Source organism: Chryseobacterium sp. G0201 (genome assembly GCF_003815655.1).
In the GTDB taxonomy this organism is placed as follows: domain Bacteria; phylum Bacteroidota; class Bacteroidia; order Flavobacteriales; family Weeksellaceae; genus Chryseobacterium.
In genome coordinates, this window is record NZ_CP033917.1 from 1449981 (window position 1) to 1463551 (window position 13571).

Sequence of the window (13571 nt, forward strand, 5' to 3'; positions counted from 1 at the left end):
AAAATGACAACAAAATTCGATTTAATCGTTGTAGGAGGTGGCATTTTAGGGACATTTCATGCATATCATGCGTTGAAAAAAGGTCTGAAAGTAGCTTTATTGGAAAAAAATTCCATTCCTCAAGGGGCAACGGTAAGAAATTTCGGGCAGGTCGTTCCTTCCGGAATGGATCTCAAATGGCAAAATTTCGGAAGAGAAAGTTTGGCAATTTATAACGAACTTCAAGCGCAGACCAATTTAACGATAAGAAAAAACGGTTCTGTTTATATCGCTTCAAACGATGAAGAACTTCAGTTAATCAACGAGTTGCATGAGATTAATAAGAATAATGATTATGAATCTGTTCTTTTATCAAAAAGCGAATGTATCAGTAGATTTGACGGTCTTCGTTCAGATTACTGCAAAGGCGGATTGTTTTTCCCGCAGGAATTATCGGTGGATTCTGCTGAAATGATCGTGAAACTTCATGCACTTTTGCAGGAAAAATTAGACTTAAAAATTTTCTACAATACAACCGTTGTTGAAACCCATGAAAATGACGGTAAATGTATCGCAATCACCGCAGACGGAACAGAATTGAATGCTTCAAAAATCATTATCTGTGGCGGGCATGAGTTTAAAACCTTATATCCAAACGTCTTTAATGAAAGTGATCTTGAAGTCAGCAAATTACAAATGCTTCAGACAAAACCACAGGGAATTTATTCTCTTCAGGGAAATATTTTGACGGGACTTTCCATCAGAAGATATGAGTCTTTTGAAGAATGTCCTTCTTTCGAAAAGATCAAATCTCTGGAAGATCCAAACTCTTTTGAGAAAAAATTTGGAGTTCATATTTTATTCAAACAAGCTCTTGATGGCTCGATTATTTTAGGAGATTCCCATGAATATGCAGATGCAAAGGATTCTGATAATTTAGGATTTGATTTAAATATGGAAATCGACGAATTCATGATCAACGAAGCGAAGAAAATTATAGATCTTCCAACTTACGAGATTCAGAGAAGATGGTTTGGAGTGTATTCTCAATGCAAAACGAAAGATATTTTCGAACATAATCCATCACCAAATATTCACATCATAACAGGAATTGGAGGGAAAGGAATGACCGGAAGTGGAGGATTTTCAAAATTTAATATAGATAAAATTTATTCATAAAAAACAAATGAAGAATATAGAATTATTGGTTCTGGATATGGCCGGAACTACGATCAATGAAGACAATGTAGTGTACAAAACTTTAATGACAGCAGTTAATGATTACGGTTACGAAGTTTCTTTAGAAAAAGTCTTATCAACCTGCGCCGGAATGGAAAAACTGGAGGCGATCAGCAGTTTATTAAAAGAAATTGGAGGAAATGAAGCAGATGCACTTGCCATTTTTGAAAACTTTTCAGATCAATTAAAGGAAGCGTATCAAAACTTAGAGGTAAAACCTATCAATGGCGTTGAAAATTTCTTGTTAAAAATGAGATCTCAAGACAAAAAAGTCGTTTTAAATACAGGTTACAATTCCCAAATTGCACAACAACTTTTGGATAAATTAGGCTGGAAAGAAAATGTACATTTTGATGCTTTAATAACAGCAGATGACGTTTCAGAAAGCCGTCCAAGCCCTGAAATGATCATTCTTGCGATGAAAAAATTCAATATTAATGAACCTGAAAGGGTTTTAAAAGCCGGTGATTCTGTGATTGATATTAAAGAAGGAAAAAATGCAGGCTGCGGGCTGACAATTGCCGTTCTTTCAGGAGCTCAAAGCAGATCTGAACTGGAAAAATCTAATCCCGATTATATTTTCAACACTATTTCTGAGGCTGAACAATTCTTTAAATAATTCTTTCAAATTAAGCTTATTTATTCAGCCTCTTTTTTTGATTTAAATACAGATTGCACCCATATTTTTCACGAATATTTACAAATAATCTTAATTGTATTATTTGTTGAAGAATTAGTGCCGTTTGTGTTTCAAAAACATAACTTTTTAATTATCAATTAATTAATTTTAAGTTCATACAAGTTTACAAATAGTAAATTAATTTTACAATTATTAAATATAAAATTACTATTTGTAAACTTTATCATTCAAAAACTATTTATTAATATGAAAACAAAACTATTTTCAATGGCAGTCGTAATGAGCTGTTTTCTTGGAGCTCAGACGAAAAAAGTTCTTTTTATCGGCATCGATGGTTGTCGCGCTGATGTGATGATGTCTTCCAACACGCCAAACATTCACAGCTTGGTCAACCAATCCATTTATTCTCTGGATGGACTCTGCTCAGCCACCACCTGGAGCGGAAACGGCTGGAGCACGATGCTTACAGGCGTTTGGCATACAAAACACAATGTTCAGGACAATAATTTTACAAGTCCAAACTATGTTAACTACCCTGATTTTTTAACAAGAGCAGAAACTTACAATTCAAATCTAAGAACAATTTCTTTGGCTCACTGGGCTCCGATCAACGATAAAATTATTCAGAATGCAGATGTTCAGACTAATTTAGGAACAGATTTAGCGGTAAAAAATGCTGCTGTAAGTGCTTTACAAAGTGATAATCCGGATATTTTATTCGTTGATTTCGATGATGTGGATCATGCAGGGCATTCGTATGGTTTTTCTTCGAATGTGCCGCAATATGTGGCTTCCATGCAGACAACTGACGCTTATATCGGAGAAATTGTCAATGCGATGAAAAATAGATCAACATATAACAATGAAGATTGGTTAGTAGTTTTAACAACAGATCATGGAGCTGTAGACAACGGTCATGGAGGAGGAAATCTTTCAGAAAGAGATATTTTTACGATCTATTCTAATCCGAACTTTACACCTCAACAGATAAGTAAGACAATTATTGATACTGATAAAACATTCAATCAGCTTAATTTTCCTGCAGGAACATTTGCAAAACCAGCTAATCAAACACCTTTTAATTTTGGTGCAAATCAGGATTTTACAATTGAATTTTGGGTAAAACCTAATGTGAGTTTCTCCAGCGATCCGGTGATGATCAGTAATAAAAACTGGGCAAATGGAAAAAATAAAGGATTTGTATTTTCAGGATATTCCGGACAGACTTTTAAAATGAATATTGGTGACGGAACCAACAGAATCGACCTTGTAGGCGGAAAAATGGAAACCAATCAATGGAAGCATATCGCAGCAACCTTCGACAGAGACGGGCTTGTAACGTTATACGAAGATGGCGCTCCCGTAACTTTTGCAAAAATGAATACCATTGGAAATATTGATTCCGGACTTCCTTTTACCATAAATCAGGACGGAACGGGTGTTTATAATCTTAATATGGCAGCTTCATACAAAGATATCAGAGTTTGGAAATCTGCCCTTCCGAATGATGTTCTGGTGAATTGGGCGAATCAGAATATTACCCCTTCTCATCCTTATTATAATCAATTACTGGCAAATTATACATGTGATGAAACATCGGGAAATACTTTGGTAGATGCTAGTCCGAATAGCAATAATTCAGCAATTACAGGCTCTCCCGCTCGTTATCTTGGTACAACTACTAATTTTAAAATATACAATTATCTATCTACGACCAGAGAAACGGATCACTTACCCACTGTTTTAAACTGGATGTGTATTCCTGTTCAACCTTCTTGGGGAATAGATGGAGTGAATAGAATCCCTGTTTGCACAAACGGAAATTTAGCAACTAAAGACATACAAACTCCAACGAATGATTTTGTTATTTATCCGAATCCTGCTAGTCAGAGTATTAATGTAAAATTCAAATCTGATGACAAAGAAGTAAAAGTTGAGATCATTGATACAAAAGGGTCGATTGTTTCATCCAAAAAAATCAATTCCTCCAATGGAAATTTCGATGAAAAACTGAATTTAGAAAGCCTTTCTAATGGAGTTTATTTCATTAAAATTAACGGAACTAAAAAATCACTTTCAAAAACATTTATCAAAAAATAAAAACTTTTCAATTCATATCATTAGTAGATTTAATTTTGATCTTAGAACGAGGAGAGCATTTTCCAAGTTCTAAGATCTTTTATTTTTTAAAATATTTGATATACAGGTACTCCCGAAAAATAACTTGAAAAGATAATTATCATGATAATTTCAACTAAAAGATAATCTTTCACATAAGTTACATAAGCCAATTGAAACAAAAACAGGAATAAAAGTTTAAATATGATAAATAAGCTTATTTCTAAAGATGTATAATCCAATACAGGAATTACTACTACAACATACACTAAAAACAGTAAAAACTTCGACAAAATAAACATGAATGACGAATATCCTGAAATTTTTTCGGCATAAAATGTATTATTGGTGTATTTTCCGGCAAGATAGTTCTGATTAAGAGGAAGCAATGTTATAAATACTGCCGCAATGATCAAAGTTTTTAATTCTCCATGTGTGAAAAAAGCCAAAATCCATAAAACCAATGCTATTAATTTCAAATTTTTACTGATAGAATTACTCAAAAGGAAAAACTCTGCCTTTAATAAAGATATTAAATTAAATGATGAAACAGAAGCTATCGGGTGATACGCTCTTTCTTTTACTGAAGATATATTTTCTTCTTTTTTTGCCGTTATTGGGGCTTGCTCTGTTTTGCGTACTACAGCATATCTTTTAAACAAAAAAGAACCCAACAGCACAATTATAAGCGAAATTGGAAATAAGTAAAATTTACTCAACCAGCTTTTAGGATTAATAAAATTTTCAAAATTCACATATTGCACGTCTTTATATTTTATCTTTCCTAAGATGAACGAATCTTTATGTTTAACTTCAACATGAGAAAAATTATTCATCAATTCCTGAATTCCGGTGATATCTAAAATATGCCTAATGTTATTGTTATAAATGAAAATCATAAATACAAAGTAAAGGATATATTTAAAAAATTTTACATCAACCAAGTAATCGATCAACACACAAACAGACGCCAAAAAAAATAGATAAGGAACCGTAAAATACAAGAACGGTATCAGGTATAAAACTAAATTATAACTCTGATAATTGATAACAAGAATTATAATTTCAAGCATAAAAGCCAATATTGTAAGGTAAAAAAATAATGAAACAACCTTATACATCAACAATTGAAAGTTCGATTGTATTGACAATCGAAAATTAGCATAAGTATTATTACTAAATTCTCTTTTTTTAATGTTTTGACTAATAAAAATTGTCAATAAGGAGAATATCGCATTAATATATACTGGAGTCAGATTACTTATCCAAACTAAATTTAATACACCTGTATAGTCTCCAACGGTGAATGTAACATAGTCTGATTTAGGATTTGGAATAATAAAAAATCCCAAAATCATGATAATGACTAAAATATATTTAAAATAAGTATGTTTAAAAAATAATTTAAGGTTATATAGAGATATCAATGGTAATGCTTTCATAAAAAATCTTATTTCGCGAAATATTCAAATGCTTTTTCCAGATTCAAAGAGTTTTGCGACACCGAATTTCCAAGCCCGGAAACAGCTTCAGGAATTAATTGATCAACGGTATCAGAAAAACTTATTTGTCCGTTTCGGAGAACGATAATATTGTCAACATATTTTTCAATCTCATAAATATTGTGAGATGAAACAATGACAATTGAATTATCTGATATTTTTTTGATAAGCTCATAGAAATTTATTCTTTCGATAGGATCCAGGGCACTTGTAGGCTCATCAAGAATCAAAACTTTTGGATCATTTACTAAAGCCAATGACAAGGCAACTCTCTGCTGAGTTCCTCCTGAAAGATTTTTCACATTCGTATCTTTCGTATGTTGAATATTGAAAAATTCGAGAACATTCGGTATATTTTCCTTTAAAGTTTTTGAACTTACTCCTTTCAGCATTCCGAAATACATTAGATTTTGTGTGACCGTCAGATCCGGAATTAATCCAAAATTCTGAGGCATATAACTCAAATCTTTTCTAAGAATTAACGGATTTTTCACAACATCTATATTATTATAACTTAAGCTTCCCTTTTGAGGTTTTGTAAGAGTGGATATCACATTCAATAAAGTTGTTTTTCCTGCACCATTTAGACCCAGAATACCATACACTCCTTGTTTCAGCGATAAATTGATGTTTTGCAGTATGGTTTTATTGTTAATTTTATAATTAACATTATTCAGCGATATACTCATTTCTTTTAAAATATTTTAATTCTAATATTAGTTTTGGTTGAAAGGCTATTACATTAAGAATAATCATCACGATCCCAAAAGTATAAAGATTAATAACTAGGATAATTATTATGTGTGTTATAATAATGTAAAGCAAGGCTACATTTTTTGTTATTTTATTATAGATAAGAACAGGATAAAACAGCTCAAAAATGACGATACTGAGCGAAATTATTTGAAATAAGAAAGGAATCGTTGTTGCAATAAATGCTGTAAGAATATTTACGTTTGTGTATGTTGAGACCAAATACCAGATCGCGTCTCCCGTATACCAATTGTTTCCCATCGCTTTTCCAAGTCCCGAAAAGAAGTAGATAACACAAAGTTGTAATTGTAAAAGCCTTATTGCAAAAGAATAGATGATCTTATTATACTTTGAATCAATACATAATAATACATTGATGAAAAGCGAAAAGCTGATCATATAATCTGCTCCGTAAGAAAACGAGTAACTGCTCGCCACCAAAGCACTATGTATAATTAGAACCACTATAGCAAATATAAGTCTGTAATAATTCATCAAAATAAATAAAAACGAACAAATATATAGCGCAATTACTATTGCTAACGAGTATTCATACTGCAAACCGATTTTCTCAAATGCATCAGTTATAAATGTTAATCTGAACTTATCATCTCTGATTAAAAAGTCATTAATGCCATGATTAATTACTCCATTCTTACCATATATATTATAAATATCTGGTAAAATCGACAAGATATTTAATAACCCAAAGATAGAGATGGCGATGATGAATATGTTTTTCTTTTCTAGATTTTTATGATATCCGAAAAAAAATGTATTAATTTTATTTAGAACTGCATCCATATCAATTTTTATTAATGTTGTAAACAGTGCTTTCTTCTATTCTAATAGGTTTTCCCTTTTGTATTTCATCTAAAGAAGGAAATTCTTTTTTAACAATGGAAACATCCATATGATTAATATTGGGATTAAGAGTGAATAACCTCACGGACATAGACTGAATGACTCTATTTCTAAATCCTTCATTTTCCAGCTGTCCTCCTAATATTGTAAATACACTATTTATTTTAAATTTTGATTCGAATGTTTTTCCGGGTAAATCAACAGGAATATTGTTATTCCTAAAGATTATTTTAGTTTGTTTATTAGATGCATTTGGTGAATAATATTCATATCCTCTTTCTATACCTGTATAGTATGCGTAATTTCTCATACCGGTTTGTATAAAATCAGGAGTATTTAAGTATTCCAAACAATCTATAAATTTTTTCCCGTACGTATTCAGAGTTGAATAAGTAGAGATTTTCCATGTTTTAATAATCTGAATATTTATTATAAATGATGAGAAAACATGAAAAAGCAGCACCGATATTAAAAAGATTTTTAATGTTTTCATAAAGCTATAAAAAAAAGAGGCTAATAAATTATTAGCCTCATAGATTGAATAATTTTGAAACAATTACTTTGTTACAGTAGTTGTTGTTCCTGTATAAACATATTCTGATGTCCAGAATGTCCATTCTTTACCTTTTGCTACCGCAGCTGTAGATGAACTTGCTGCTTGAACTGAAACTTTTTCAGAAGAAATGTTCTGAGGATTAGCACTTGCTAATGTAAATGTACCTGCTGAGAATGCAACGATTAATGCTGCTGCTACTAAATGCTTTTTCATTTTAATAAATTTTTAATGGTTATTTTTCTAGTTTGTTTTTTCGGGTAGCCCCTTATGTTTTGTTTTTAGAGTCACAAAATATCAAAATCTCTCATAAAAGCGCTTTTATATTTTTCTTATGGCACCAATTCTATGGATTCATTATTGGCACCAATCATTTTTTTTATTATTTCTTCCTGATCTCTTAATTTCTGTCCTAAAGTTTTACCTCCCTCACCCACTTCATTTAACTCCTCTGATGTGTATTTAGTTCTAACTTGAGCTAACGGACTTGTCTTAAAATCTGTAAACATTTCATTAAACTTCTGCTTGTTTACAACGAGATCTTTTTTGTTCTTTAGCCTTTCGTTCAGGCTTAATTCATTGTATTTTTCTATGTTTTTGATACCTGCCAACTCCCATAAAAAGTTTTTATTTTCATCTTCAATTTTAACTATTAAACCTGGTAATCCGTAAAACTTATAGGGTCCGTCCTGAATTGGAATATCCGGAGTAAACCAAGCTACCCACTTTCTTCCCCAAGCTGTTGCTGTTGCCTTCTGAATCTTATATTTTTCGAATGTGCTTACTCCTTTTTCATTTAAAATTTTCCAGTTTATTTTGTCTGTTTCAGGGTAAGTAATGTAGTCACTCAATATTAAGTCTGTATATTTTATTTCATAAGTTGGATAAATCTTTTGAACCTTATACATGAACTTCGGATTCTTAAAAAACTTAGACAAATCAATTTGTACACCCGTTTTTTTCATTTTTTCAATATTACTTTCAATAATTGAATCTTGAGACACAGAAAAATAATCTCTATAAATAGATTTCTGTTTTGTAATATCTAAGATTGTTAATTCTTTTTCTACTCTTGAAGAGTCTTTATTTGGTTTATAAGAAAACTCATAAAAGAATCTGCGAGCCTGCGCATTAGTAAATACGTAAAGAATTATTAAAAGTATTGAAAGGTTCTTCTTCATTTTCAGGTTGTAATTAGTTTTTCTTTGATTCAGCCAAATTATATGATAATATTCACATATGCAAGAGATAAAACGATTTTTTTTAATAAATTTCTCTAATTTGTGATTTTAATTCATATTTTATATCACATAAAAATGAATTAAATAAAAATAAATAATAATAAAAATCCCTATTTAAAAGCATTAAACAGGCATTCTAGAATTAAAAACATTATTTAAATATCAAATAATTGTGATAAATATTAACTTTTAAATAAATTTTCATTTACTTTATGAACTATTTTATCAAACAATAGTGATTTTAAATTCAAAAAAAAACAACTTAATTAAGTATCATTTAAAATAAAAGTCGGAAATGCCGAAACAGCGACTCAAAAAACTGAAAGTAGGCAGAATCAAAAATTTTAATACCATGAAAAAAATTGCAATCTTATCTTCAGTCGCCTTAGCGATGCTTATTGGCTACTCATTCACCAACGGAAATTCAAACAAACTTCAAAAATTAGACATCAGCTCTACAAGTAAAGCAACATCTGTAAAAGAAAAAGAGCTGATCGGCTCGGTCGTTATTATTTTTGTAGTAGATGGAAGTTCTGCAACGGCTTGGCCAGGTACAACATTTCCGGGAGGCACATATCCGGGAACTGTTTTTGCACCCCAAACCGGAACAGAAACATCTCAAGAGACAAAGCTTCAAAACTTAGTAAAAAACTACTAAAATCTAATAGCCCATACTCACCATATGGGCTAATTTTACCATGAAAAAACAATTATACTTTACAAAAAGTTTAGTAGTAATTTTTATTGTGTTACTATCATCAATAAAAACAACACTAGACAGCTATCACAGCTATTACAAAGACACAAAAAAAGGCCAGCTCTCCGCTGCATGCGATAACATTTACAGCTTTAAGCCCTTACGGGTTTTTACCTCTTACACCGGTCTTGAAACGGGTTACGGGTTTTTCGGAACCAACGTATCAAGCGATTTTGCCCTTTCCTACGAACTATACGACTCTTCTAAAAAGAAAGTTGCCCGTCATAATTTTAAACTTGATTCTAATGAAGGTAGTCTCAGATTCATGTCTATGAACAGATTATTTTTAGAAAGATTGACAGAAAGCAGCGATAATGAATTATTCAAAAAATACATCGAAATCGTAATGACCGAAATATCAAAATATATTTATAAAAAATACAACGGAAAATATTCCGTAAATCTTAAGGTATATCTATACAATTTCCCAAGTTTAAAGGATTACGCAAACGGAAAAGTACAGACAGAGCTATTTTTATTAGACGAAATGAATTACAAAAGATGAATAAACTATACAATTTTTTCAACACGGAACAAAACAATCTTTTTTGGCTAAAATTTTTCCGTATCTCTATATCAATATTTATTATTATCCATTTTATTGCCGTTTTACCGGATTTCAACAACCTGTATTCCGTTAACGATGGGGTGCTTTCATATAACGTTGTTGATGTATATATACCACAATATATAATCAATTTACCCAAGATTATACTCTATTTAAACTCTTTTGGGATTGATTCAGCCATTACTATTTTAGGATTTAAAATTATCTTCGTTTTGCTTGCCTTCATCCTGATGTCCGGATATTATCAAAATCTTGCTGCACTTTTATTATTATTGATGCAGATTATTCTATCAAAAAGTAATATTTATTTCTCTTACGGAGCTGATTTTTTCACAAGCATGTCTCTGTTTTATCTAACCTTGATACCTTCAAATATAAATTCTGTTGGAGTATCTCCATTAAAAAAATTATTCCAGGTTCATGTCTGTATCGCCTATTTTTTCGCAGGCTTCGATAAATTATTAGGAATTAATTGGTGGAATGGTGAAAGCATCTGGAAAGCTATTAATCTTCCTTTTGCCACCAGTACTTATGACATCACTTTTTTAGGAAACTACCCTATTTTATTAACCTCGATAGGTCTAGGCTCTGCTCTATTAGAATTATTATATCCTTTTTTTGTCTGGAATAAAAAGACTTCTAACTTTTGGATTTACTCAATAATATTAATGCATATTGGTATTGCTTTTATTCTAAATCTGTACTTTTTTAGTGCAATAATGATTATCTGGAATCTAACATTCAAATTTTCACTTAATAACGAAAAGTCTTATAGTTTAGCAAGTGCATAGAAGCATAAGTACTAAAAATAAAAAACCCTCCGTAATAAAATTACAGAGGGTTTTAGTACCCCGGGCGGGACTTGAACCCGCACGTCCTAAGACACAGGATTTTAAGTCCTGCGTGTCTACCAGTTCCACCACCAGGGCATGGAGTGGAGCGAAAAACGGGATTCGAACCCGCGACCCCAACCTTGGCAAGGTTGTGCTCTACCAGCTGAGCTATTTTCGCAAAACTATGTGCGGATGAAGGGACTCGAACCCCCACGCCTCACGGCACCAGATCCTAAGTCTGGCGTGGCTACCAATTACACCACATCCGCATTGTTTTGTTAAGTTATATTTTAAAGATCTTGTTTCGTTTTTGTGAGTGCAAATATAGGACATTTTCCTTTACTTCCAAACTTTTCAGAAAAAAAAATTAAATTTTTTACATTTTTTTTCTCTCGTAGCCTTTATTACGATTGATTTTATTACTTTTACATCGTTAATATTTACGATATGGAATTACAAGGAACGGTAAAGAAACTTTTTGATGCTCAGACATTTGCGAGCGGGTTTCAGAAAAGAGAAATGGTTATTTTGACGCAGGAGCAGTATCCACAGCCGATAAACATAGAATTTTTATCAGATAAGATAAATTTACTAGACAATCTTAGAGAAGGAGAAAATGTAAAGGTGGGAATAAACATCAGAGGAAGAGAATGGACTTCTCCTCAAGGTGAAACTAAATATTTCAACTCTATCACAGGTTGGAAAATTGAGAAAGTTATGGATAACGGTTCAGAACCTACTCAGGCTTCGCCATCTCAATCTGCAACACCGGTTTCTAATGAGAATCCATTTGCTGGAGATGAAGACGATGATTTACCTTTTTAATTAAAAGATAACGATCAAATATAAATCCTGCTTTATCAAGTGGGATTTTTTTTCACAAAAAATGGTTCGATTAGACGAAAACGAGATTTCATTCCCCGATCCTGAGCTGTATCATGGCCATGACGGAATTATTGCTTTTGGTGGTGATCTATCTATCGAGCGTATATGGTTTGCCTATCAATTGGGAATTTTCCCTTGGTATAATCCCGATGAAGAAATCCTTTGGTGGTGCCCGGATCCAAGATTTGTTTTATTTACTGAAGAGTTGAAAATCTCAAAATCCATGAAAAAAATACTGGATCGCCATGTTTTTACCTTTACGGAAAACCAAAATTTTAGGGAAGTAATTAAAAGCTGTCAGGAAATAAGCCGAAAAGGACAATCCGGGACGTGGCTTTCGGATGAACTTATGGAATCTTTTATTCAACTTCACGAATACGGGTTAGCAAAAAGCATCGAAGTCTGGCAGGACGGAGAATTGGTTGGAGGATTTTATGGGCTACAAATTGGCAACGTTTTTTGCGGAGAAAGCATGTTTGCAAAAGTGAGCAATGCTTCAAAAGCAGGATTTATCCATTTTGTTGAAAGCAACAAAAACAACCTTGAACTTATTGATTGCCAATCTCATACAGACCACTTAGAAAGTTTAGGCGCCAGAATGATTCCTAAAAAAGAATTTTTAAAAATTTTACACGAAAACAATGAACGCAGATAAAGAAAAATGGATTCTTTTGGTCATACTCAGTCTTATTTGGGGCTCATCTTTTATTTTAATTAAAAAATCTTTAGAACATTTTAATCCTTTTGAAGTGGGAGCATTAAGGGTTCTTATTGCCGGAATTATTTTAATGCCGATCGCCATTTCTAAATATAAATTATTTCCTAAAAAACATCTGAAATGGTTAATTTTAGCGGCATTCACAGGTAACTTTATCCCAATGTTTTTATTTCCCATCGCGGAAACTGAAGTCAGCAGCAGTATTGCTGGAATTATCAATTCAATGATGCCTATTTTTGTCATTATTGTAGGTGCCTTGGTCTGGAAGTTCGAAACCACAAAACAACAGATAATCGGTGTGTTTATAAGCTTTACAGGAGTTTGTTTACTCGCTTTTGGAGGTGGTGACGGTACAACTTTTAAGCTTATTCCTATCCTACTTCTATTATTGGCAACATTATGCTACGCACTAAGTACAACAACGGTAAAATCTAAGCTGATGGAAGTCTCTTCCACTGTATTATCCGCTTTTGTATTTTCTTTTGTATTATTTTTTCCTTCATTAATTGCTTTAAGCTTCACAGGATTCTTTTCAGACTTCAGTTTTTCGAAGGATAATCTGACGGGATTAATGTTTGTGAGCTTATTGTCGATCTTCGGAACAGGATTAGCAATGATGATGAATTACAGATTACTGAAAGTCTCGACTCCCCTTTTTGCTTCAACAGTAACTCTGTTAATGCCTATTGTTGCTATAATTTGGGGCACTTTAGATGGCGAAAAATTAACTGTCTTGCAATTTATAGGCGCAAGTGTAATTATTGCCGGATTGATCTTTTTAAGAGCCAAACCTGCTATAAAAAAATAAATCCCGCATTGCTGCAGGATTTTTATTTTAATCTTAATATTTTAAACCATTAAGATGTATTTTAAGAATAAAAGTTTAGCTAAGAATAACCTTGTTGATTTTTAATGAAAGTT

General features: G+C 32.1%; 15 protein-coding genes and 3 tRNA genes. 9 read left to right on the forward strand and 9 right to left on the reverse strand.

All coding sequences use genetic code 11. The features are described 5' to 3' along the window. The first annotated feature begins 3 nt into the window (after positions 1-3). The 3 genes from EG348_RS06385 (at position 4) to EG348_RS06395 (ending at position 3958) form a co-directional block, all read left to right on the forward strand. Positions 4-1158 carry a TIGR03364 family FAD-dependent oxidoreductase gene (locus EG348_RS06385; protein ID WP_123981706.1) on the forward strand — a complete coding sequence of 385 codons (1155 nt, stop codon included), beginning with the start codon at positions 4-6 and terminating at the stop codon, positions 1156-1158. A 7-nt stretch (positions 1159-1165) separates the two neighbouring features. Next, positions 1166-1837, forward strand: coding sequence for an HAD-IA family hydrolase (locus EG348_RS06390; RefSeq protein ID WP_123981708.1), 672 nt, complete (start codon positions 1166-1168; stop codon positions 1835-1837). Positions 1838-2104: 267 nt separating this feature from the next. Next, positions 2105-3958, forward strand: coding sequence for an alkaline phosphatase family protein (locus EG348_RS06395; RefSeq protein WP_123981710.1), 1854 nt, complete (start codon positions 2105-2107; stop codon positions 3956-3958). A gap of 86 nt (positions 3959-4044) precedes the next feature. Here the strand turns inward: EG348_RS06395 and EG348_RS06400 are convergent, their stop codons facing one another. The 6 genes from EG348_RS06400 to EG348_RS06425 form a co-directional block, all read right to left on the reverse strand. Continuing rightward, positions 4045-5049, reverse strand: a complete 1005-nt coding sequence (locus tag EG348_RS06400; RefSeq protein WP_123981712.1) for a hypothetical protein — start codon at positions 5047-5049, stop codon at positions 4045-4047. 377 nt (positions 5050-5426) lie between these two features. Beyond that, positions 5427-6167 carry an ABC transporter ATP-binding protein gene (locus EG348_RS06405; protein WP_123981714.1) on the reverse strand — a complete coding sequence of 247 codons (741 nt, stop codon included), beginning with the start codon at positions 6165-6167 and terminating at the stop codon, positions 5427-5429. Continuing rightward, positions 6148-7035: a hypothetical protein gene (locus EG348_RS06410; RefSeq protein WP_123981716.1), complete on the reverse strand. Its 888-nt coding sequence runs from the start codon at positions 7033-7035 to the stop codon at positions 6148-6150. The genes EG348_RS06405 and EG348_RS06410 overlap by 20 nt, the downstream gene beginning before the upstream one ends. 1 nt (position 7036) lies before the next feature. Further along, positions 7037-7588 (reverse strand): hypothetical protein, encoded by a 552-nt coding sequence (locus EG348_RS06415; RefSeq protein WP_164463260.1) that lies wholly within the window; start codon positions 7586-7588, stop codon positions 7037-7039. A gap of 63 nt (positions 7589-7651) precedes the next feature. Further along, positions 7652-7864 carry a hypothetical protein gene (locus tag EG348_RS06420; protein ID WP_123981720.1) on the reverse strand — a complete coding sequence of 71 codons (213 nt, stop codon included), beginning with the start codon at positions 7862-7864 and terminating at the stop codon, positions 7652-7654. Between the two features lie 116 nt (positions 7865-7980). After that, positions 7981-8829 (reverse strand): GLPGLI family protein, encoded by an 849-nt coding sequence (locus tag EG348_RS06425; RefSeq protein WP_123981722.1) that lies wholly within the window; start codon positions 8827-8829, stop codon positions 7981-7983. 412 nt (positions 8830-9241) lie between these two features. On the opposite strand from EG348_RS06425, the gene EG348_RS06430 reads away from it, so the two are divergent. The 3 genes from EG348_RS06430 to EG348_RS06440 are packed head-to-tail and all read left to right on the forward strand — an operon-like array spanning position 9242 to position 11005. Then, positions 9242-9547, forward strand: a complete 306-nt coding sequence (locus EG348_RS06430) for a hypothetical protein (RefSeq protein WP_123981724.1) — start codon at positions 9242-9244, stop codon at positions 9545-9547. 40 nt (positions 9548-9587) lie between these two features. Continuing rightward, complete coding sequence (locus tag EG348_RS06435; protein ID WP_123981726.1) at positions 9588-10151, forward strand: hypothetical protein; 564 nt, start codon at positions 9588-9590, stop codon at positions 10149-10151. Further along, entirely contained in the window at positions 10148-11005 is an 858-nt protein-coding gene (locus EG348_RS06440; RefSeq protein WP_123981728.1) for a hypothetical protein, read from the forward strand. Before EG348_RS06435 ends, EG348_RS06440 begins: the two co-directional genes overlap by 4 nt. 56 nt (positions 11006-11061) lie before the next feature. On the opposite strand, the gene EG348_RS06445 is transcribed toward EG348_RS06440, so the two are convergent. From EG348_RS06445 to EG348_RS06455, 3 genes are all read right to left on the reverse strand, one after another. Then, positions 11062-11143, reverse strand: a tRNA-Leu gene (locus tag EG348_RS06445). A gap of 6 nt (positions 11144-11149) precedes the next feature. Continuing rightward, a tRNA-Gly gene (locus tag EG348_RS06450) sits at positions 11150-11225 on the reverse strand. Positions 11226-11234: 9 nt separating this feature from the next. Further along, a tRNA-Leu gene (locus EG348_RS06455) sits at positions 11235-11316 on the reverse strand. A 178-nt stretch (positions 11317-11494) separates the two neighbouring features. Between EG348_RS06455 and EG348_RS06460 the strand changes: the two genes are divergently transcribed. The 3 genes from EG348_RS06460 to EG348_RS06470 all read left to right on the forward strand — a co-directional run bounded on the left by EG348_RS06460 (position 11495) and on the right by EG348_RS06470 (position 13458). Beyond that, positions 11495-11872, forward strand: a complete 378-nt coding sequence (locus EG348_RS06460; protein ID WP_123981730.1) for a DUF3127 domain-containing protein — start codon at positions 11495-11497, stop codon at positions 11870-11872. Positions 11873-11933: 61 nt separating this feature from the next. Continuing rightward, complete coding sequence (gene aat / locus EG348_RS06465) at positions 11934-12587, forward strand: leucyl/phenylalanyl-tRNA--protein transferase (RefSeq protein WP_123981732.1); 654 nt, start codon at positions 11934-11936, stop codon at positions 12585-12587. Then, positions 12574-13458, forward strand: coding sequence for a DMT family transporter (locus EG348_RS06470; RefSeq protein ID WP_123981734.1), 885 nt, complete (start codon positions 12574-12576; stop codon positions 13456-13458). The genes aat and EG348_RS06470 overlap by 14 nt, the downstream gene beginning before the upstream one ends. The last annotated feature ends 113 nt before the right edge of the window (positions 13459-13571 follow it).